Consider the following 21,331-nt stretch of genomic DNA (forward strand, 5'->3'; position numbering starts at 1 on the left):
ACGACGGCCGGACCAAGTTGGTCGAGATCACCCCGCAGGGCCGGGCTTTGGTGGCACAAGCCACGCTCGACTTAAATGCTCAAGTATTCGCTAGGCCGGGCTTCCGCGCCCCAGAAGTGGACCGGCTAAATGAGGTGCTTGGCCGGTTCCGCTACAGCGCCGGCGACTTCGCCGAGACGCGTTTCCCGATTTAGTCCAACGCCTGGGGTTTAGTCCACTTGAATGCGGGGGTCTCCTTCGCCAAGAAGGCGCGGATCCCAATTTCTGGTTCCCCACTGGCAGCCATCTGGTCCTGCCAGTACTTGCTGATTCGCGGGAGTGCGGGATCGCTGACGGCAATAGCGTCGACTATCTGTTTCATGGCCTGGGTGGAGAGCTGGGAACGGTTGGCGAGCCTGTCGGCGAATTGATTGATCTCTTTCCGGAACCCGTCCGCGCAGACTACTTTGCTGAGCAGGCCAAGATCATGTGCTTCGCGGGCGGTGATGAAGTCTCCCGTCAGCAATAAGTATTTTGCGGCGGCGGGGCCGGCGAGGCGTACGAGGCGTTCGATGCCGGAGAGCGGGTAGACGATGCCGACTTTGGCAGGGGTGATGCCGAAGGTCGCGTTGTCGGCCGCGATGCGGATATCGCAGGCACCGGCGATCTGCCAGGCACCACCGATGCAATAGCCATCGATCGCCGCGATGGTGGGCTTGGAGAAGCTGGCCAGCGCGTTCTCACCGGCGGTGACGTGGCCGCCGTCGTGCGCTCCGCTTTCGGGGTCGCGCAGGATGGCTTTCAGGTCGGAAATGTCGGCGCCGGCGGAGAAGTTCCCGCCGGCCCCGCGCACCACGACCACCTTGACGGAAACGTCCGCTCCGAGACGTTCCAGCAGGGGGGCGAACTGCTGCCACATGTCCTGGTTCAGCGCGTTGCGGCGCCGGGGATTGTCGATCACGATAGTCGCTACCGCACCGGATTGTTCGACCCGCAGGGAAGCTGTCATGATTTCCTCCGCTGTACTGGTCATGCCCGTACCTCTGCGAGGGCGGGTGTTTCGCGCACAATGCCGGAGGCGATGAGCGTGTCAATCTGTGCCGGGGTCAGTGCCATGTTTTCGAGGACCTTTCGGGTGTCCTCGCCCAAGGCGGGAGGCGCTTTCCGGACCGGGCTGGGTTCGCCGTTGACGGATAGCGGGCCGCGGAGCAGAGGCAGTTCGGTGCCGTCGTAGCGGTTCACGGTGCGGATCATGTCAACGGCTTCGACCTGGGGGTCGGCGAAGGCTTCTGCGTAGTTGTAGATCGGGCCGCAGGGGATTTTCGCGGCTCGGAAGGCATCGAGCCATTCCAGGCCCGGACGGACGGTCAGGAGTTCCTCGAGCCGGACGGCCAGGGCGGCCCGGTTGGTCGAGCGGTCCCGTCCCGTTGTGTAGTCCGGGTCCTGGGCCAGAGCCGGATCGCCGACAAGACCGCAGAGTTGGAGCCATTGTTTATCATTGCCGACGGAAATGATCACGCGGATGTCTGCGGTTTTGAAGACCCCGTAGGGTGCAAGGACTGGGTGGTCGTTGCCCTGCGGCACCGGGACTTCGCCGTTGCTGAGATAGCGCTGCCCCTGGAATGCGGACAGGGCCAGTGCGGATTCCAGCAGCGAGGTGGAGATGTCCAGTCCTGCCCCGGTGTGGGCTCGGCCGGCTAAGGCCGAAGCGATTCCGTAGGCGGCGAAGATCCCGGTGCAGATGTCCACGATCGGCACGCCGAAGCGGACCATGTGGTCCGCGTCCTGGCCTGTCACGGACATGAGTCCGGACATGCCCTGGGCGACCTGGTCCAGGCCTGCGGTCAGGGCCAGCGGTCCGGTGGTGCCGAACCCGGTGACAGAGGCGATGATGAGTCCGGGGTTGGCGGCCCGAAGCTCCTCAGGGTCCAAGCCCATGGTGGTCAGGACTCCGGGCCGGAAGTTCTCGATCAGCACGTCCGCCTCCAGCGCCAGGTTCCGCAGCAGCTCCTTGCCCTCGGGAGTGTAGAAGTCGACGGCAACCGAAGACTTTCCGCGGTTGACCGAGTCGAAGTAGAGGCTGTGCTCGTTCTCGAACGGAGGCCAGGACCTGGACGAGTCGCCGCCCTTGATGGACTCGACCTTGATCACGGTCGCTCCCATGTCAGCAAGCAGCGCCGTAGCGTACGGGCCGGCCAGGGCACGGCTGAGATCCAGCACGGTCACGTCGGCCAGCGGACCCGCCGTCGCCGTCGTTGTGGTCCTTGTCGTTGCGTCCATGGTCAGCCCCTCAGCTTGACGTTGATCTGTTTGGTCTGGGTGAACCCGGCCAGCATGCCTTCCAGGGAGACCTCCCGGCCGATGCCGCTTTGCTTGTAGCCGCCGTAGGACTGGCCCACGAGCTGTCCCCCGCCCTGGTTTACCTGGACCCAGCCGGCTTCGACGCGGTGTGCAGTGTTCAGGGCGTTATCCAGGTTGTGGCTCCAGACGTAGGCCGCGAGACCGTAATGGGAATCGTTGGCCATAGCGACCACCTCGTCGACGTCTTTCCAGCGGATGGCTGCCAGGACCGGGCCGAAGATCTCCTCCTGTGCCAGCCGGAAGTCATTGCGGACCCCGCCAAAGACGGTGGGCACGTGGTAGTAGCCCTCCGTCAGCGGTCCTTCGGTAGGGACGTTCCCGCCGAGGGCAACGGTCAGGTCCTTGTTGGACCTGCCCTCGTCCAGGTAGGCGCTGATCTGGCGGTGTTGGCTGGCGTTGATGATGGCGCCCATGTCGGTCGCCTCATCCAGCGGGTCACCGACCTTGAGCGCGCCGAGCCTGACAACAAGGCGTTCGAGCACCTCGTCGTAGACGTCCTCGTGCAGGAACAAACGGGACCCGGCAGTACAGCTCTGGCCCTGCCGGGTGAAACGTGAAGCGGCCAAGAGTCCGTCGATCAGGTCGTCGTCGACGGCGTCGGGGAACACGATGGAGGGGTTCTTGCCACCGAGTTCCAGCGATACATGGGCCAGCCGTTCACTGGCCTGACGGGCGACGCCGCGGCCGACCTCGGTGGACCCTGTGAAGGAGACCTTGTCCACGCCCGCGTGGGTGGACAGCGCCTGGCCGATCACGCTGCCGCGGCCGGTCAGCGCGTTCAGGACGCCGGCCGGGAGATGACGGTTGCAGATGTCGGCCAGCAGCAAAATGGTCAGCGGGGCGTCATCGGCCGCCTTCAGGATCACGGTGTTCCCAGCGGCAAGCGCGGCAGGGACCTTGAACCCGGCAATCATCAAAGGTGAGTTCCACGGAAGGATGCATGCCACGACGCCGAGCGGTTCCAACCGGGTGTACTGCAGCTGATTATCCCCCGCCGGCAGCGTGGCGCCCTTGACCTCCCCTGCGACGCCAGCGAAGTAACGGAAAAGCGCAACCAGCGTGGCAACCTCGGGGCGCGCCTGGGTACGCAGGGCGTTGCCCGTATCCAGGGCGGTCAGCCTGGCGAATTCCTCAGCCTGTTCCTCAATGTCGTCCGCGATTTTCGCCAGCGCACGGGCGCGTTCGGTGAAGTGCACCGAACGCCAGCCCGGGAACGCGCGCCGTGCCGCGGCGACAGCGCGGTCGACGTCGTCAACTCCCGCGGAGGGCACCAGGGCGATCACCTGCTCGCGGACAGCGGGGTTCTTCACCTCCCGCCACTCGCCGCTGCGGGCCTCCATTCGTGCGCCGTCAATCCACATCAGTTGCTCGAATCCGCCCAGGATGACGCCGGTCCGGGAGTCAGCAGTTACTTCGGTCATGGTTCCTCGTCCTTTAAAATGTGGTGGGCCGCGAAGCGTGCCGTGGCGGGCTCGGGCTGGGTTCAGCGGTGCGTGAATTCCGGGGCGCGCTTCTCGATGAAGGCGGCCATGCCTTCCTTCTGGTCCTCAGTGGCCCAGCAGGAGTGGTTCAGTCGGCGCTCGAACTGCACACCGTCGGCCAAGGACATCTCGTGGGCGGCGTTGACGGTTTCCTTGGCCAGCAGGGCGATGGGTTTGGACATGCCCGCGATCGTCGCGGCGGTGGCCATCGCGTCCGCCATGAGCCCGGCGACCGGGACCACGCGCGCCACGAGCCCGGCGCGTTCTGCTTCCTCTGCGCCCATGGTCCGGCCCGTGAGCACCATTTCCATGGCTTTGGACTTTCCGATCGCCCGTGTCAGCCGCTGCGATCCGCCCATGCCCGGGATCACGCCGAGCTTGATTTCGGGCTGTCCGAACTTGGCGTTGTCAGCGGCGATGATGAAGTCACAAATCATGGCCAGCTCGCACCCTCCGCCGAGAGCGTGGCCGGCGACGGCGGCGATCAGCGGCGTGCGGACCCTGGCCAGGTCATCCCAGCCGGCGAACCAGTTCTGCGTGTACATGTCCATGTAGCTGCGGGGTGCCATTTCCTTGATGTCCGCTCCGGCGGCGAAGGCCCGGTCCGAACCCGTGATGATGATGGCCCCGATCTCCGGGTCCGTATCGAAGTCATTGGCCGCGGCGAGCACCTCGTTGCCCAGTTGGACGTTGAGGGCGTTGAGCGCCTCGGGACGGTTGAGCGTGATGACACCGACACGTCCTTCCTGTTTGACCAGGATGGTCTGGTAATCGCTCATGCCAGTGCCTCCACGCTTGAGTTGGCACGGATTTCGTTGATGATGCCGGAGAAGTCCCGGTCCGCACCCTCGCCCTGGGCAAATTGCCGGTAGATTTCCTCGGCCAGGGAACCGAGCCGGGCCTGGACGCCTGTTGATTCGAGGGCCTGGACGGCCAGGCCGAGGTCCTTTGCCATTAGCGCCCCGGCGAAGCCGGGCTGGTAGTCGCGGTTCGCGGGGCTGGCAGGGACCGGGCCGGGGACCGGGCAGTTGGTGGTCAGGGCCCAGCATTGGCCGGAGGCGGCCGAGGCGACGTCGAACAGGGCCTGGTTGGAGAGGCCCAGCTTCTCGCCCAGGACGAAGGCCTCCGACACGGCGACCATGGAGATGCCCAGGATCATGTTGTTGCAGACCTTCGCGGCTTGCCCGGCGCCGGGTCCGCCGCAGTGCACGATCCGGCCGCCCATGGCGGCCAGGATCGGCTCGGCCTCCGCGAAGTCTTGGGCGCTGCCTCCCACCATGAAGGTCAGCGTGCCGTTTTCAGCCCCGGTTACGCCGCCGGAGACGGGGGCGTCCAGGCTTCGGTGCCCGGCCGCGACCGCCAGTTCGTGGGCGGCGCGCGCGTCCTCGACCGCAATGGTGGAGCATTCCAGGAAGATGGTTCCCGGTCCGGCCACGGCTAAGAGCCCGTCCTCGCCTTGGTAGGCGCCGAGCACGTGTTGTCCCGCCGGGAGCATGGTGATGAGGACGTCGGCGCCGACGACGGCCGCGGCGGCAGATTCCGCGACCTCGATGCCGGCGGTGCGGGCCTGGTTCAGAGCCTCGGGTGCCAGGTCGAATCCGGACACGCTGTGCCCGGCCTTGACCAGGTTCGCCGCCATCGGGCCGCCCATGTGACCCAGGCCAATGAAAGCTATCTTCTTACCCATCAAAAACTCCTTCTCGTTGCGCGGTTGCGTTGCGCAGGTGTGACTCGTGTGTGGCGTTTAGGGGGTCGGGCTGGAAGCCGCTGTGGCAAGGCGCAGTTCCCGGGGCCCCAGATCGGCGAAGTAGCGGGCGACGTCGGCGGCCGATAGGGCCTCCAGGGTGGCCGGTGACCATTGCGGGCGCCGGTCCTTGCCGATTACCTGGGCCCTGATCCCCTCGGCCAAATCGGGTGCCGCGAAACAGTGCAGCGAGACCCGGTACTCCCGCTCCAGCGTCTCCAGCAGGCTCTCCGTATTCCGCGCACGGCGCAGGGATTCCAGCGTCAGCTTCAGTGCCGTGGGCGACTTCGCCAGAATGCTGTCTGCGGCAGCCTGCGCGGCGGGAATCTTGGAGCCCTGCAGGGCTGAAAGGATCTCCTCGACGGTGTCGAAGGCGTAGCAAGCGTCGATCCAGGACCGCTCGGAAGCCAAGGCCCCCGGCGGGAAGTAGTCCCGGGCGAAAGACCTGACAGCCTCCGCAGCGTCCTCCCAAGCCAACGCCTTAGCCAGATCAGGGAGTGCGCTGCTGTCCACAAAATGGTCGGCAAAACCCATCGCGATGGCATCAGAGCCGGAGAATGTGCCGGCCGTCAGGGCCACGTGCGTGCCGAGCTCACCCGGGGCTCGGGAGAGCAGATGCGTTCCACCGACGTCAGGAACGAAACCGATCCCGGTTTCCGGCATTCCTACCTTGGTCCGCTCCGTCACTACGCGCAGCGAGCCGTGGGCTGAGACCCCGACGCCGCCACCGAGCACCAGGCCATCCATCAGGGCGACGTAAGGTTTCGGGTAGTTCGCGATCCGGGCGTTAAGCCGGTATTCGTCGGCCCAGAACCGCTCGGTCTCGGTCCCGTGGTTCACCGCGTCGCGGTGGATCGCGACGATGTCACCGCCGGCGCATAGCCCGCGCTCTCCCGCGCCGGTCAGCAGAACCGTGCCGACACTGTCGTCATGCTCCCACTCATCCAGGGCCACGGCAATCTTAGTGACCATTTCATGTGTCAGGGCGTTGATGGCCTTGGGCCGGTTCAGGATGATGTGTCCCAGGCGGCCGTCCCGGCGCAGCAGGATATCGTCGTTTTCCATAACTAGGCCCCGGCCACGATGCGTCCGACAACCATCCGCATGATCTCGTTGCTGCCCTCAAGGATCTGATGGACCCGCAAATCCCGGGCGATTTTCTCCAGGCCATATTCAGATAGATAGCCGTAGCCTCCATGGAGCTGGATGGCACTGTTGGCGACATTGAACCCCGCGTCCGTGGCAACCTGCTTGGCCATGGCGCAGAGCTTAACCGCGTCCGGAGCTCCGCGGTCCAACGCATCAGCTGCCCGCCAGAGCAGGGTCCGCGCGGTCACGAGCTCGGTTTCCATGTCTGCGATTTGGAAGAGCAGTGACTGCTGGTTGATCAGTGGGCCGCCGAACGCCTGACGTTCCTTGAGATAGGCCACGGATTTATCCAGGGCCGTCTGGCCGCCGCCTAGGGAGCAGGCCCCCATGTTGATCCGGCCGCCGTTGAGGCCCTTCATCGCGATTCCAAAACCGCTGCCTTCCTCACCAAGCCGGTTGGCCACCGGAACCCTGACATTTTCGAGGACCACCTGGCGGGTCGGCTGGGCGTTCCACCCCATTTTCTTCTCGTTCGCACCGAACGACAGACCCGGCGTATCCGCAGGCACAACGATGGCCGTAATGCCGCGGTTTCCCGTGTCGGCGGTGCGGGCCATCACAATGTAGCAGCTGGACGACCCTGCCCCGGAGATGAACTGTTTAACCCCGTTGAGCACGTAGTCGTCGCCGTCGCGCACCGCCTTGGTGCTGAGCGCGGCAGCATCGGAGCCGGCGCCCGGCTCCGTGAGGCAGTAGCTGCCCAGCGCCTCCATCGATGCCAGCTGCGGAACCCACTGTGCACGCTGTTCATCGTTGCCGAAGGAGTCGATCATCCACACCACCATGTTGTGGATGGAGATGTAGGCGGCGATCGTCGGATCGGCTTTGGCCAGTTCCTCGAAGATGAGCACCGCATCGCTGCGTGTGAGTCCGGAGCCGCCGAACTCCTCCCGGACGTAAATGCCGCCCATGCCTAAGGCGCCGGCCTCGGCCAGCACATCCACCGGGAAGTGCTTGGTCTCGTCCCACTTTGCGGCGTTGGGTGCAAGGGCGTCGTTGGCGAAGTCCCGCACCATCCCGACCAGCGCCTGCTGGTCCTGGGTTAGTTCAAACATGCTAAGTCCTCCGAAGTGTAGATTCTGACCCCAACATAGCTACTTGCTGACTTTGCCAGTGAGTGAGGCCGCGGGCCGCAGGAAAAGGGGCCTTGCCAGGAACCAGGCGGCTACCATAACGGCCAGTGATGCGGCGAAAATCCAGAACCCGGTCCACCCGGCCCCATCGCTGGAGGCGTACATATGGTTCAGATTGTGGAGTGCGCCGGTGGTGAATACGAGTGCCACGTGCACGATCACGAAGAATACGAAGTACAGCATGACCGGGAAGTGGATAGCCCGGGCCAGCTCTACCGGGTAGATCCGATTCAGCGTTGTGGCATCCTTTGGCCAGGCCCCACTCATCCGTAAGCCAGTGGCGAGGGCCAGCGGCGACGCGATGAACACAATCGAGAAATAGGCCAGCACTTGCAGAGAGTTGTAGTTAATCCAGCCGTTCTCAGTTGGCCAGTTCAGCGAGGCGTACTGGAGGGCGGTGGAGAGGGCGTTGGGAATGACTTCCCAACTGGTCGGGACGATCCGCATCCATTGCCCGGTGGCCAGTAGCAAAATGACGAAGATAATCCCGTTGAGCACCCACAGCGCGTCCAGAGTTAGGTGAAACCATAGGTTCAGGCTGATCTTCGCAGGCTTTCCCTTGGTCTTGATCAGCCCGGTATTGTTCCGGGTCCAGTGCTCCTTGGGCCTCGCCGTGGTCCGCACCAACCACCCGGATCGGATGATCAGCAATAGGAAGAACGCGTTGAGGAAGTGCTGCCAGCCTAGCCAGGCCGGCAGGCCCACGGGGGCGGTCGCGGGCAGTTCGACCTGTCCCGGGTAGGTGGTCAGGAAGTCCTGGATCGCAGGGAGTGTCCGCATCCACTGGGCGAAGAGCACAACAGCCGCCAGTGCCACCACGGCTATGGTGATCGCCACGGCCAGTCGGGCCCACTTATTCCCGGGTTTCGTTGCCGTTTTGCTGGTAGTCGTCGACATGACGGGTTGTCCTTTCCTGAGGGCGGGGCTCCGCTGGTGTCCTGGCCAATGGCAAGACCGGTCGCGAGCGGTTAGTTGGAGCGGGCCTGAATGGCTTCGATCAGCTGGGGAACGACGGTGAACACGTCGCCTACGATGCCGAAGTCGGCGACGTCGAAGATGGGGGCGTCTTCGTCCTTGTTGATGGCCACGATGGTCTTGGCGGTCTGCATGCCGGCTCGGTGCTGGATGGCACCGGAGATCCCCAGCGCGACGTACAGCTGCGGGGACACGGTGATGCCGGTCTGGCCGACCTGGGAGTTTTGTTCGATGTATCCGGCGTCCACAGCGGCCCGGGAGGCGCCGACGGCGGCGCCCAGCGCGTCGGCGAGCTGTTCGACGAGCACGAAGTTCTCTTTGGAGCCCAGACCGCGTCCGCCGGAGACCACGCTGGTCGCCCCCCGCAGCGCCGGCCGTCCCGAACCGGAGCCCGCGGGGTGCACCTTGTCGATCCTGGCGGCGTTCCCGGATTCGATGTCCAGCGGGACGGTCGTGACCGAAGGGGTTGCCGCGGCGGCACGGTCATCCAGGGCACCCTGGCGCAGGGTTATGACGGTCGGGCCGGACGGCACCGTCGCTTCAACGGTGTAGGCGCCTCCGAACACCGAGTGGACGCCGACGGCGGTCCCGTCCTCGGCCGCGCGGACGTCCACGACGTCGGCCAGCAGCCCGCCGCCGGCGCGGACCGCAAAGCGGGCCGCCGCCTCACGACTTTCGACCGAGTTCGCCACGATGACGGCGGACGGTTCCAGCGCCCGGGCCGCTGACGTGAGCGCCTCGACCTGGGTGGCCGCCAACAGCCGGCCCACCTGTGCGCTCTCCGCGAGATATACCTGCTGCGCGCCGAGGGCCCCGAGCTGCGCCACCAGGGGGGCGCCCTCTCCTGGCTGCGTGGCCACAACGGCCACGGGCGTGCCGAGTTTGGCGGCCGCAGCAATCAGAGCCGGCGCGCTGGTGGCAATGGCGCCAGCGGGCGTGGTTTCAATCAGTGCTAGTACGTTGGTCATGTCAGTCTCCTCGGGTCAGATCAGACGGCCGGCGACCAGGAACTCGGCGAGCTCCCCGGCCGCGGTTCCGTCGTCGACGATTTTCTTGCCGGCAGTTCGTGCCGGTCGCTCGGAAATAGTGAGCACGGTTGACGCGCGGCCCGCCACGCTCGGGTCCAGGCCCAGGTCCGCCAGGGACAGGGTGGCCAGGGGCTTGCGCTTTGCGGTCATGATGCCCTTGAAGTTCGGGAAGCGGGCCTCGGCGGATCGCTCGGTTACCGACACGATGGCCGGCAGTTCCGCGCTCACCGCCAGGCTCCCGTACTCCACGGTGACCTCGCCGGCGACCGTGCCCGAAGTGAGATCCACGGTGTTCAGCGAGGAAAGCAGCGGCAGCCCGAGGTGCTCGGCCACCATGGCCGGCACCACGCCGCCGCGGCCGTCAGTCGACTCGTTTCCCGCCACTACTAGGTCAAAGCCGGTCCGCTGCACGGCCGCGGCCAGGACGGCGGCCGTCATAGCGATGTCCGCGCCATCCAAGCGGTCGTCCTCCACGTGCACCGCAGAGTCTGCCCCCATGGACAGCGCCTTGCGAAGGGCCTGCGTTGCGGAGGCGGGCCCCATGGTCAGCGCCACGACCTCGCTTCCCTTGTTCGCATCTTTGTGGCGCAGCGCCACCTCGAGGGCACGCTCGTTGATTTCGTCGGCGACGCTCTCACTGGCGTCGCGGTCAAGCACAGCCGTCACGGGGTCGAGCCTGCGCTCTTCCTCGGTGTCGGGCACCTGCTTCACCAGAACAATAATTTTCATGTGACTTTCCTCTGCTGGGATATTTTCAATAGAAACGTCGATAAACAATTTGCTAGGAGGTCCTAACATTTACTAGGGCTTCCTAGTATCGATAGAGCGGTTTCGGGCGAGACCGTGTGGAACCGTGGCGGTCCCTTGGTCTGCACAACGCCATGAAGGTGGAGACCGCCAGGGGCACCTCTTAGAGACGGCTTTTGACACGTCCTCGTGCGGCGAATGCGGCGATGCGCTGCATGGTGTCCGGATCCTGCCCCAGCGAGGAGATGGTAGTGAGCTCGTCCTCGAGATGATCCGCGTAAGCCGACAGGCGGTCTGAGGTCAATAGTCGCTTGGTCGGCCCCAGTGTCTGCGTCGCGCCGGCCGCCAGGCTCTCGGCCAGCTCCCGGGTCCGCCGGTGCAGTTTGGGCGTTTCGACCAGTTCGCTGACGAGCCCCCATTCAAGGCCGTCCAGACCCGCAACCACTTGGCCATCAAGGCACATCTGGGCGGCGCGTCGGGGACCAACGATCTGTGGCAGCAGGTACGAGACACCGCAGTCCGGCGTCAGGCCCACCCCCGCGTAAGCGCTCAGGAAAGTCGCTTCAGGAGTGGCCAGCACAAAGTCGGCATTAAGCACCAGTCCGAGTCCTGCCCCTGCTGCAGGACCGTGGACTGCCGCGATGATTATAAGCCGGGACCGAGCCAGTCTGAGGATCACCTCATGCATTGCCCCGGCGAGATCCAGCAGGTACCCGCCCTTGCTTTCGGAATCAGCCATCCCAGCCACATCGCCGCCGGCGCAGAAGTATTTCCCGGATCCCCGCAGAATAAGAATGTGGCAGCTCGGGTCTGACTCCGCCAGGGCGAGGGCCGCTGCAAATTCCCGGGCCAGCGGGATGCTAAGGGCATTGGCTTCGTTGGGCCGGTCCAGTGTGAGCCACATGAGCGCGCCGTCACGCTCCGCCTTTATGCTGTCAAAGTTCATTGCGTTCTTTCGCTGCTGAGTAGTGGTTAGCGGGGGGCCATGCGGATGGCACCGTCAAGGCGGATAGTCTCACCGTTGAGCATCGGATTTTCGATGATGTGAACGGCCAGGGCTGCGTATTCTTCCGCTCTTCCCAGCCGCGATGGATGGGGGGTCTGGGAGCCGAGGGAGGCAATGGCCTCGGCCGGCAACGAATCGAACATCGGGGTGTGGAATAGTCCGGGGGCAATGGTCATGACCCGGATCTTGTGTTGGGCGAGGTCGCGTGCGATGGGAAGCGTCATGCCGGTGACGCCAGCCTTAGAGGCCGAGTAGGCCGCCTGCCCAACCTGCCCGTCAAAGGCTGCCACCGACGCGGTGTTGATCACGACGCCGCGTTCCTCCGCGTCGGTCGGCTCCTCGATCATCCGCGCTGCCGCCAGCCGGATGACGTTAAAGCTCCCGATCAAATTAATCTCGATGACCCTTCGGAAATCGGCCAAAGGATGCGGACCCTTCTTCCCAACGACGCGGATCCCGGTGGCAATGCCTGCACAGTTCACCACGACATGAAAACCACCAAGTTCCGAGGCCACATCCACGGCCACCTGAACCTCAGCTTGGTCTGTGACATCGGTCGGCACAAATCTCACCCGATCGCCTAATTCCTTGGCGATGAGCTCCCCATCGGATGAAGAAAGATCCGCAATGACCGCAGATCCACCCGCGTCCACGAAACGGCGGACCGTCGCCAGACCCAGGCCCGAAGCCCCGCCGGTGACGAGAGCTGTCTTGTTAGTGATGTCCAAAATGACTCCTAGTTCGATATTGCATCAGCAGTGGTGAAAGAGACGAGGCCGTCTGGGGCCCCGCGTTCTCCATGCGGCAGAGCGTTAGGAAACCCGGCGGAAGAGGGCGGCGAGGGCCTGGCCGCCGCCGATGCACATGGTGACGATGCCCAGTTCCAGGTCGCGGCGGGCCAGGTCCTTGGCGACCCGCAGGCTCAGAATCGCTCCGGTCGCTCCCACGGGATGTCCGAGGGCGATGGCGCCGCCGTAGGGGTTCGTTTTGTCCGGGTCCAATTTGGCATCGCGGATAACGGCGACGGCCTGCGAGGCGAAGGCCTCGTTCAGCTCGATCGTGTCAATGTCCGCCGGGGTCGTACCTGTCTGTTCGAAAAGCTTCCGCAGTGCCAGGACAGGGGCGTAGCCCATCAGCTCTGGCGCCATGGCCGCGGTGGCTACCGCTTCCAAGGTGACCAGGCCCGTCAGGCCCCGCTCGGCGGCGACGGACTCCCGGGCGAGGACGACGGCGGCGGCGCCGTCGTTAATGCCCGAAGCGTTGCCCGCCGTGACGGTGCCATCGGCTTCGAAGACCGGCCGCAGTCCTGCCAGAACCTCCAAAGTGGTGAACGGTTTGGGGTGCTCGTCCGTTTCGACAATCATTGGTTTACGGCCCCCGATCTGCACCGGGGTAATTTCCTCGGCAAAAGCGGAACGTGCGGCCTCAGTGGCGGTCCGGCGCTGGGACTCCAGGGCAAACTCGTCCTGTTCCTGGCGCGACACGTTGTACCGACGAGCCACATTTTCCGCGGTCACACCCATGTGTTTTCCGCTGAACGGGTCCGTCAGGATGGCGACGGTGCCATCGACGAGCGACCTGTCGCCGAGCTTATAGCCACTTCTCGCGCCGAAGTCATAGAACGGCATCCGCGTCATGGATTCGTTTCCGCCTGCCACTGCGAAGTCCACCCCGCTCCAACGCATCTGCATCGCGGCGGACCAGAGAGCCTGAAGCCCGCTGCCGCAGAGACGGTTCACGGTGTAGGCAGGGGTGCTTTCCGGCAGTCCCGCGGCGATGGCCACCCTGCGGGCATTGTAGGCATCGGGCCCCACCTGCCCGATGCATCCCATCACGACCTCATCGACCTCTGATGCATCTACGCCGGAGCGCTGCAGCGCAGCCTTCACGGCTGTGGCACCGAGCTCGTACCCCGGCACGTCTCTGAAGGCGCCGCCAAAGCTACCAATGGGCGTGCGTGCCCCGTCGAGGAGGACGATCTTTTCGTTGTTACTCATTGTTCACCGATCTGGTTTCCGGGGGCCAAGAGAGGCATTTGTCGTTCTGATGCATTGAACCGCGACGAGACCCAGCGTTTGTGCAGATATTGCTCTTACCTAGTCGCTGATCTGCAGGACCAGCTGCTGGCGGATGATCTTCTCCGCCTCGTCGACAATTCCATTCACGACGTCGGCGCAGCTCGCAATCTCGTGGATCAGGCCCTGAGTCTGGCCCGCCCACCACAGACCGCCCTCCATGTCTCCGTTTTTGAGGACCTGTTCGCGACCCCGGGCACCCGAAGCAAGATGGGCAATGGCATCAAACCCGGTACCGTTTTGGTTCTGGATCTCGAGGATTTCCTCGGAGATTGAATTGCGGGCAACACGGGCAGAGTTTTTAAACTTGCGGAACACAATCACAGTGGCTCGCTCGTCGTTGGCGACAATTTTCTCCTTGACGTTGCGGTGCACTGCTGCTTCCTCGGTGGCGACGAAGCGGGTACCCATGTTGATAGCGCTGGCTCCCAATGCGAGAGCTGCCACGAGACCGGCGCCGTTCGCGAAGCCGCCTGATGCTACGACAGGGATACTGAGCTTCCGTGTCGCCGCAGGAATAAGGATCAGCCCAGGAATATCGTCCTCTCCGGGGTGGCCCGCGCACTCGAAGCCGTCGATGCTGACGGCGTCGACGCCTAGCTGCTCGGCCTTGATGGCATGGCGCACGGACACCGCCTTGTGGACCACCTTGATTCCGGCGTCCTTGAAGGCCGCCATATGCGGCTCCGGGCTGCTGCCCGCCGTCTCGACAACCTTGATCCCGTTTTCGATGATCACCCGCCGGTACTCTTCATACGGGACGGGGTGCAGTGTCGGAAGTATGGTCAGGTTAACCCCGAACGGCTTCTCGGTGAGCTGCTGGCACCGTTTTATTTCAGCATCCAATGCCGCGGGCGTGGGCTGGGTCAACGCAGACAAAAAGCCCAGAGCCCCGGCGTTGGCGACAGCGGCGATCAATTCCGCGGTACCGACCCCGGTCATTCCGCCGCAAACGATCGGATGGTCGATATCAAAAATCTCGGTAAAGGCGTTGGAAATCACAGCTACTCCTTGATCATGTGCGGGAACTTGGCGTCGACCCCGCCGTCGACGATGATGTTCTGCCCTGTCACGTAGGCACTGGCCGGGGAGACCAGGAACGTGAGCATCCCTGAAATGTCCGAGGTTTCGCCAAACCGGCCCAGTGGCACGTTGGATGCCTGGTTGCGGACAAAATCGCCGTCCTGGAAAAGCCCCTCCCGTGTGCGCGGGGTGAGGATGACGCCCGGAGCGACGGCGTTGACCCGGATCCCGTGCGGTGCCAGTTCAACCGCCGCCGACCGCACCAGCGAGATCAGGGCTGCCTTGGCCGAACCATAGGCGGAGTGGCGCTGCGCTCCTCGAACACCGGACACGGACGATACGAAGGCGAACGCCCCCCCGCCGGAAAGCCGGATCAGAGGTGCCGCCTCCTCCAACACGTACAAAGCCTGCCGGTAGTTGAGTGCGAACGCACGTTCCAGCAGTTCGTCTGCGGTTTCCAGGACGTCATGCCATTCCGCGGCACCAACGACGTCGATGACCGCATGAAGCGACTCATACTCGTCCATGACCTGCGCAAAAGCGGCACGCACTGCCTCGCGATCGGTGACGTCAGCTGCAATCGCGATTCCACTGACCTCCTCGGCGACCTTCCGGGCCAACTCGAGGTCCCGGTCAATGCACACCACCCTGGCTCCCATCGAGGCAGCCGCGCGGGCGGACTCGTGACCCATCCCTTGGCCGGCCCCCACCACCGCCACGCTCCGGCCCTCAAGCGACAACGCCTCGCGGTAGTCCCGCTCTTGACCCGCATCTTGCGTGGACATGCTGTGCCTCTACTTTCCTGGGGAGTACGACGTCATACGAACTGCTGGATTCGCGGTTCATCATCCCGTTTCCTGTCTATCTATTAAATGATTGTAAACATAGAATTAGTACAAAGGACAAGCCCTCGCTAGTCTTAATTACCTGAGCAACATCCTTGAACCACAGAACCGCCGGAGGTCCTTGTGTCAGAGTCCATGACGATGCGGAGCAATGCAGTGTCCCAGATCCAGCAGGTGCGGGTTGCAGAATCTGTAGCAGCGGAGCTACGCAGGCGCATTTTGCGCGGGGACTTCTCAAGTGGGATGCTTCCCAAACAGGACGAACTACGTGACGAGTACGGGATCAGCCACCCATCCCTGCGGGAGGCGCTACGAATCCTGGAAACCGAGGGTCTCGTAACGGTCCGCCGGGGTAACGTTGGCGGGGCATCGGTGCATCCTCCAGGGGAAGGACGTTTCAGCTATTCCCTTGGCATCGCGCTGCAATCGGCCGGAACCAGGGCCGACGAGCTTGCGCGTTCGTTAGCCCGCCTTGAACCCATTTGCGCCGGGCTGTGTGCCGCGCACCCCCGCCGTGCCACGGTCATCGTGCCCAAGCTGCGCTCCCTACTGGCAGCCGCCGAGGAGGACAATGAGGGCGTTGGCTTCACACGTTCATCGCGTGACTTTCACGCGGCGGTCGTTGACCTATGCGGAGAGTTCCCTATCCAACTGATCGTCGGCGGCCTGGTTCGCCTGTGGACCGCCCAAGAAGAAGCATGGGCGGAGACCGTCAGCTCGAAAGGCGGCTATCCCGGGCAGGAGGCGCGTGCGCATGCGGCCAAAGCCCACTCAAAACTGGTGGACCTCATCGAGGCCGGGGATGCCGACGAGGCCGAATCCTATTCCCGCAAGCACATCGAGGCCACCCAGGCGCTGATTCTGGCCCAGATTGAAGACCGCGTTGTGGACGCCTCGTCGGCACGTGCCCGCCGCCACCTGCTTGCCGACTAAACGCAAGCGCGTATTCCCCGCTAAGGAGGACGCAGTGTGCGGTTACGTCCGGACCTCCGGCCCCCGATCAGGAGCTAGGACTCTGCGCCAGAGAGAAATGCCGGCCTCCTGACCCGGCATTTATCCCAGTGCGGCAACCATGCCCTGCAGGTTTCCCTTGAGGATTTTCCCACTGGCGTTCACGGGCAACTCCCGGACGAAGTGGATTGTGCGCGGGCACTTGAAGTTCGCCAAGCGCTCGGCACACCATGCGGTGAGCTCGCCCGCATCCAGTACTTGGCCAGGCTTGAGGACCACGCAGGCCATGCCCACTTCCCCTAGCCGGTCGTCCTTGATCCCGGTCACCGCCGCGGAAAGCACCGCCGGGTGGGAATGGATCACAGCCTCAACTTCGGCCGGATAGACGTTGAAGCCGCCCACGATGAACATGTCCTTGATCCGCCCCGTCACCCGAAGGTTGCCCTGTTCGTCGATCTGGCCGAGGTCGCCGCTGTGGAGGTAGCCGTCGTCGTCGACGACCACAGCTTCCGAGCCCAGGTAGCCCCGCATTACGTTGTACCCACGGACGACAATCTCCCCTGTTTCCCCAGGTGCGGCTGGTACCCCTCCGGCGGCAAGGACGTGCACTTCGACGCCGGGCACGGCGCGACCGGCCGTCGTGGCAACGGTTTCACGGCTGTCCCCTTGCCTTGTGAGGGTCGCAACGCCCGTCGCTTCGGTGAACCCGTAGGGAGAAAAGACCTCTTCAAAACCCAGAACGTCGTACATGTCGTGGATGAGTTTTGGCGGAATGGAAGTGGCACCGGTGACAGCAATCCGCAGGGAAGAAATTTCGCGATCCGGCAGCGACGGATCTGCGAGCAACGATTGGAAGACCGTTGGAGGGGCTGGGTAGTACGTGATCCGGTGTCTCTCGATGAGGTCCAAGGCCGCGGGCGCTGTGAAAACCGCCATCGGGTAGGCGGTGATGCCCCGGACGAGGCTGAGCAGCAGGCCGACGTTAAGACCGAAGGCATGGAAGAAGGGGTTGCTGAGCAGCACGCGGTCCGTCGGTCCTGCGCCCAGCAGCCCGCCCCACGTCCAGTAGGACCGCAGTAACGCCCCGTGGCCAAGCATGGCGCCCTTCGGCTGCCCGGTTGTGCCCGAAGTGAAAAGCACCGTCGCGATGTCATCCTCTTTTATAGCTCTGGACCGGTCATCCAGGTCCTCCTCGGCGACCAATTGACCTGCTTCCAGGAAGCCGGCCAGGGAGTCCGTGCCGGTGCCTCCGATAATGACAACGCGAGGCAGGTCCGGCAGTAGTTCCGGGTTCTCGAGGTGGAACTGCCGCAGGGCGGCCGCATAGGAGCGTGAAAGGAAGGAGTCAACGGTGAAGACGATCCGGGCACCGGAGCGGCGAAAGATATCCGCGGCTTCGCGGACCGTGTAGCGCGTGTTCACCGGCACAAGAGCAGCCCCGGAAATATGGGTTCCCAGTGCCAGAGCCGCGAAATCGGCGGAGTTAGGTGCCCAAATAGCCGCTCGTTGGCCGTGGGCGACGCCCGCGGCGATCAGTCCACGTGCTGCGGCCCGAGAATATTCGACATACTGGCTGAAGGAAAGTGTTCGTTTGCCTTCGACGAGTGCAGGCCGGTCGCGAAATTCGCGTCGCGCCCACTCGGCGGCCGCTGCGATGGTGGTGACTCCCGGGGCGGGGTAGCCCCCGGCCTCCTCAGTGGTTGACACGCTATTGCTCCTTGGAATTTTGATTGGCGATGGAAGCGACCACCGGGTCAGCGCCGAAGAAACGGTCCAGCCCGAAGGCCCGTACGGCGTTGCCCGCCAGAAATTTAGCTTCTACCTCCGGCTTCAGTCCGAGGGCCCGGACTTCGGCCAGCGGCCTGGTGAAGTCCAGGAGAGGCCAGTCGGAGGCGTAGATGCATTTGTCTTGGCCGTAGCTGGAAAGGAATTTCAAGAACGGGGCTTCGAAGTGCTTGGCGGGCCGGGCCGAAGTGTCGATGTAAACGTTTTCGTGCTTCCAGGCGACGTGGATCATTTCTTCCACCCAGGGCGAACCCACGTGGCCGCAAACTATCGTCAGGTCCGGGAAGTCCAACGCAACGTCATCAATGTGCAGAGGTTGGCCCGTCCGGGATGGGTATAGCGGCCCGGTGCCGCCGACCTGCGTCTGCACTGCGATGCCGAGCTCCTCGCACTTGGCATAGAGCGGGTAAAAGACGCGGTCAGTTGGGTCCTTCCAGAAATAGAACGGCTCCAGTTTCATGGCACAGATCCGATAGTTCCTCACGAGGGTCTCCAGTTCGCGCACTGCCCTCATTACGCCATCGGTTGGATCCACGGCGACCACACCTATCAATTTCTCCGGCCACCGCTCGAGCGCTTCGAGAACTAAGGAGTTCGGGACGGTCGGTCCGCCGGATACGAGGGCAACGTCGACGTCGGAGGCCTCCATTTCCTCCATCATGGACTCCAGCGAAATGCCGTTCTTCACGCGTTCTTCTCCGTACCGCCGGAACACATTCGCTGTGCGCTCGGGTAACGCCTGGACCACCTCGGCAGTCCAGGGCTGGATCCACGCGTCGATGACCCTCAACCGGCCCGGCTGATTCCCGGCATCCTCATTCAATGTTGTCTCCTTCTGAGCCTGATCTGTCCACCAATGTCTTACGCATGGAATCTGGCGATCCTGGGTACCGAGCGGCGGGAAACCAGCCGGCGGCCGATCTCGCGGTTAAGGGCGGGACCTGAGCCCAAAAAGGGCGCCAGGAAAAGCGCCCGCCTCACCAATGGAGCCAGAGGGAATTCCTCAGTGAATCCCATCCCGCCGCATACCTGCAGCCCATGGCGCACTGCCAGGTCAAGTGCCTGCGAACTAAGGGATTTGGCGATCAGAACGGTCAGTTCCTGCTCCGGGACGTCTTTCCAGCTCTCCTCAAGTGCGGCCTGGGCCGCTCCGATCGCCACCTGGACGTCGGCCAGACGGTGTTGGACGGCCTGGTAGGAGCCGATTGCACGCCCGAACTGGTGACGTTCAGTGACATGTGCGATGGAGATGCGCAGGATCTCCCCGGCGAGTCCGACGGATTCATAGGCGACGGAGCGGCGGGCGGTGGCCAGGGCCAGGTCTGCCAGCTCCTGGGGGAACGTCCGTGACACGGCAAGACCACGGCCCGTCAGGCGACCCAGGCCCAGGCTCGGGTCGACTCCGTCGACTTCCTGTATCTCACAGCCTGGCGCCGTCTCCACGGCAACCAGCGCCGTCCGATCGTCCGGGCCGACCACGTAAGCGAGCACTTTGGATCGAGCCGGGACATCTGCGCCGAAAAGGATTCCGTCCACGTCCGCCGTGCCCTCAGTCGACAGCCGTCCAGCAAGCGACGGTCCGCCAGGAACGGGGTACACGAACCCCAGCTCCGCCTGGGTGGTCAGCTCAGCGCCGGCCCGTTCAAGGGCGCTGGCGGTGGTAGCATCGAGGGCCCTGGAGGTTGCGGCGTGGCGGCCAAGTTCACCGAACAACGCGCTGTTTGCCATCCTGGAATCCTCGGCATCCAGCTCGAACCAGCCCATGCCGGAGAGATCCTCCCAGCCAACACCCTGCGGGCTGGCATCAATCAGTGAACGTGAGGCCTCCCTGACGGCGTCTTCCACATCGTCTGCGACAGCGAGATCCTTAACCATGCTTCAACTCCCTCGGCAGTCCAAGCACACGCTCGGCCACGATGTTCTTCTGGACTTCTACTGCGCCCCCATACACCGACGACGCCCGTGAGTAGTACCACTCGCTGCGTTCGTACTCCTCACCTGCCCCGTCGCCCAGCGTGAACCCTGAGGTGTGCAGTTCGCGTACGGCGTCGTTGACCAGGTGCTCCGTCTGGCTGAGGAGGATCTTGTCGATGGAAACTTCGGGGCCGAGCTGTTCACCAGCAGCCAGGCGGCGCACGGTGTCCCTGCTTCGCATCCGCAGTGACTCGAGGCTGACGTAGGCGTTCCCGAGGGTTGCCGCGGCGATTTCGTCGCCGGGCACGGCGGTACCGGTCAAGCGGTCCAGGGCCGAATGCATGATGGCTTGACGCTGCCAGGCCCACATGCCGCGTTCGTATTGCAGCAGGTCCATGGCGACGCCCCATCCGCCGTTGACAGGCCCGATCACGGCGTCGTGACCGACCTGGACGCTGTCGAGGAAAACTTCGGAGAACTCCTCCTCGCCGGAGAGCGTCTTCAGCGGCCGAACGGTGACGCCGGAGGCCCGCAGGTCGACCCAAAAGAGAGTCAGTCCGCGGTGCCGGGAATCGGGCGCACCGGTCCGTGCCAGTACTCCGCACCAGTCGGAACGGTGGCCCAGGGACGTCCAGACCTTTTGGCCGGTGATACTCCAGCCATCCTGGGACGGCGTGGCCTTGGTCCTGAGGCTTGCGAGGTCGCTGCCGGCCTCGGGCTCGGAGAATCCCTGGCACCAGATTTCCTGGCCGGCCAGCAGCCGTGGCAGGTGGCGGGCGGCGAGTTGCGGATTGTGTTGGGTGAGTGCGGAGCCCAGCACCTCCAGGGCCCCGAGTTGCTCGGGCATGCCCATGCCGGCCTCGATGAAGGCATCGTAGAGCATGGCTCGGAGCTCGGGGCTCCCGCCGCGGCCCCCGCTCTCCTCGGGCCAGCCCCAGCCGGTCAGCCCGGCGGCATCCAGCCGAGCCATCAGTTCCAGGCTCCGGTCCACACGCTGCTCGAGCGGATCAGTTGGCCGCGGGATGCAGTCATGGAGATCTTCGAGGTTTTGCGTTAGCCACGCAAGAAAGTTTGGCGGGGCTGCTGCCGGCACTGGCATGTGGTGTTTTCCTTCCATCGATTCAAATTCCGGGCC

Annotated in this window: 20 protein-coding genes; 1 reads left to right on the forward strand and 19 read right to left on the reverse strand. The window is 64.1% G+C overall.

The genetic code is table 11. The annotated features are described in order from the left end of the window. Positions 1 to 190: 190 nt before the first annotated feature. The 15 genes from AC5RVY_RS17975 to AC5RVY_RS18045 all read right to left on the reverse strand — a co-directional run bounded on the left by AC5RVY_RS17975 (position 191) and on the right by AC5RVY_RS18045 (position 15,486). The gene (locus AC5RVY_RS17975; RefSeq protein WP_493956057.1) at positions 191 to 1,012 is read right to left on the reverse strand and encodes an enoyl-CoA hydratase/isomerase family protein; all 822 of its coding nucleotides are present in this window, start codon (positions 1,010 to 1,012) and stop codon (positions 191 to 193) included. Then, positions 1,009 to 2,259 carry a CaiB/BaiF CoA transferase family protein gene (locus tag AC5RVY_RS17980; protein WP_493956058.1) on the reverse strand — a complete coding sequence of 417 codons (1,251 nt, stop codon included), beginning with the start codon at positions 2,257 to 2,259 and terminating at the stop codon, positions 1,009 to 1,011. The genes AC5RVY_RS17975 and AC5RVY_RS17980 overlap by 4 nt, the downstream gene beginning before the upstream one ends. Before the next feature lie 2 nt (positions 2,260 to 2,261). Next, complete coding sequence (locus AC5RVY_RS17985) at positions 2,262 to 3,761, reverse strand: aldehyde dehydrogenase family protein (protein WP_493956059.1); 1,500 nt, start codon at positions 3,759 to 3,761, stop codon at positions 2,262 to 2,264. A gap of 62 nt (positions 3,762 to 3,823) precedes the next feature. Then, on the reverse strand, positions 3,824 to 4,600 hold the full coding sequence (locus tag AC5RVY_RS17990; RefSeq protein WP_493956060.1) for an enoyl-CoA hydratase: 777 nt from the start codon (positions 4,598 to 4,600) through the stop codon (positions 3,824 to 3,826). Beyond that, entirely contained in the window at positions 4,597 to 5,508 is a 912-nt protein-coding gene (mmsB, locus tag AC5RVY_RS17995; RefSeq protein WP_493956061.1) for a 3-hydroxyisobutyrate dehydrogenase, read from the reverse strand. Before mmsB ends, AC5RVY_RS17990 begins: the two co-directional genes overlap by 4 nt. 57 nt (positions 5,509 to 5,565) lie before the next feature. Further along, positions 5,566 to 6,630: an enoyl-CoA hydratase/isomerase family protein gene (locus tag AC5RVY_RS18000; RefSeq protein ID WP_493956062.1), complete on the reverse strand. Its 1,065-nt coding sequence runs from the start codon at positions 6,628 to 6,630 to the stop codon at positions 5,566 to 5,568. A gap of 2 nt (positions 6,631 to 6,632) precedes the next feature. Continuing rightward, positions 6,633 to 7,769, reverse strand: coding sequence for an acyl-CoA dehydrogenase family protein (locus AC5RVY_RS18005; RefSeq protein WP_493956063.1), 1,137 nt, complete (start codon positions 7,767 to 7,769; stop codon positions 6,633 to 6,635). A 39-nt stretch (positions 7,770 to 7,808) separates the two neighbouring features. After that, entirely contained in the window at positions 7,809 to 8,744 is a 936-nt protein-coding gene (locus AC5RVY_RS18010; RefSeq protein ID WP_493956064.1) for a cytochrome b/b6 domain-containing protein, read from the reverse strand. Between the two features lie 71 nt (positions 8,745 to 8,815). Then, positions 8,816 to 9,790, reverse strand: a complete 975-nt coding sequence (locus tag AC5RVY_RS18015; protein ID WP_493956065.1) for an electron transfer flavoprotein subunit alpha/FixB family protein — start codon at positions 9,788 to 9,790, stop codon at positions 8,816 to 8,818. A gap of 15 nt (positions 9,791 to 9,805) precedes the next feature. Then, on the reverse strand, positions 9,806 to 10,579 hold the full coding sequence (locus AC5RVY_RS18020) for an electron transfer flavoprotein subunit beta/FixA family protein (protein WP_493956066.1): 774 nt from the start codon (positions 10,577 to 10,579) through the stop codon (positions 9,806 to 9,808). 181 nt (positions 10,580 to 10,760) lie between these two features. Next, a complete protein-coding gene (locus AC5RVY_RS18025; protein WP_493956067.1) occupies positions 10,761 to 11,543 on the reverse strand; it encodes an enoyl-CoA hydratase/isomerase family protein in 783 nt (260 codons plus the stop codon). A gap of 26 nt (positions 11,544 to 11,569) precedes the next feature. Continuing rightward, positions 11,570 to 12,331, reverse strand: a complete 762-nt coding sequence (locus AC5RVY_RS18030; protein WP_493956068.1) for a 3-hydroxyacyl-CoA dehydrogenase — start codon at positions 12,329 to 12,331, stop codon at positions 11,570 to 11,572. A gap of 84 nt (positions 12,332 to 12,415) precedes the next feature. Then, complete coding sequence (locus AC5RVY_RS18035) at positions 12,416 to 13,600, reverse strand: thiolase family protein (RefSeq protein ID WP_493956069.1); 1,185 nt, start codon at positions 13,598 to 13,600, stop codon at positions 12,416 to 12,418. Between the two features lie 99 nt (positions 13,601 to 13,699). Beyond that, positions 13,700 to 14,680: an NAD(P)H-dependent flavin oxidoreductase gene (locus tag AC5RVY_RS18040; protein WP_493956070.1), complete on the reverse strand. Its 981-nt coding sequence runs from the start codon at positions 14,678 to 14,680 to the stop codon at positions 13,700 to 13,702. Positions 14,681 to 14,682: 2 nt separating this feature from the next. Continuing rightward, the gene (locus AC5RVY_RS18045; RefSeq protein ID WP_493956071.1) at positions 14,683 to 15,486 is read right to left on the reverse strand and encodes an SDR family NAD(P)-dependent oxidoreductase; all 804 of its coding nucleotides are present in this window, start codon (positions 15,484 to 15,486) and stop codon (positions 14,683 to 14,685) included. A gap of 201 nt (positions 15,487 to 15,687) precedes the next feature. Here AC5RVY_RS18045 and AC5RVY_RS18050 point away from each other — a divergent pair, with 201 nt between their 5' ends. Then, the gene (locus AC5RVY_RS18050) at positions 15,688 to 16,479 is read left to right on the forward strand and encodes a FadR/GntR family transcriptional regulator (protein ID WP_493956147.1); all 792 of its coding nucleotides are present in this window, start codon (positions 15,688 to 15,690) and stop codon (positions 16,477 to 16,479) included. Between the two features lie 120 nt (positions 16,480 to 16,599). Here the strand turns inward: AC5RVY_RS18050 and AC5RVY_RS18055 are convergent, their stop codons facing one another. Genes AC5RVY_RS18055 through AC5RVY_RS18070 form a run of 4 tightly spaced genes read right to left on the reverse strand, consistent with a single transcriptional unit; the run spans position 16,600 to position 21,295 of the window. Continuing rightward, the gene (locus AC5RVY_RS18055; protein WP_493956072.1) at positions 16,600 to 18,204 is read right to left on the reverse strand and encodes an AMP-binding protein; all 1,605 of its coding nucleotides are present in this window, start codon (positions 18,202 to 18,204) and stop codon (positions 16,600 to 16,602) included. 1 nt (position 18,205) lies between these two features. Further along, positions 18,206 to 19,105, reverse strand: a complete 900-nt coding sequence (locus tag AC5RVY_RS18060) for an amidohydrolase family protein (protein WP_493956073.1) — start codon at positions 19,103 to 19,105, stop codon at positions 18,206 to 18,208. 38 nt (positions 19,106 to 19,143) lie between these two features. Continuing rightward, positions 19,144 to 20,157, reverse strand: a complete 1,014-nt coding sequence (locus AC5RVY_RS18065; RefSeq protein ID WP_493956074.1) for an acyl-CoA dehydrogenase family protein — start codon at positions 20,155 to 20,157, stop codon at positions 19,144 to 19,146. Next, positions 20,150 to 21,295 (reverse strand): acyl-CoA dehydrogenase family protein, encoded by a 1,146-nt coding sequence (locus tag AC5RVY_RS18070; RefSeq protein ID WP_493956075.1) that lies wholly within the window; start codon positions 21,293 to 21,295, stop codon positions 20,150 to 20,152. Before AC5RVY_RS18070 ends, AC5RVY_RS18065 begins: the two co-directional genes overlap by 8 nt. Between the last annotated feature and the right edge of the window lie 36 nt (positions 21,296 to 21,331).

This window comes from Arthrobacter sp. Ha26, from assembly GCF_059091705.1.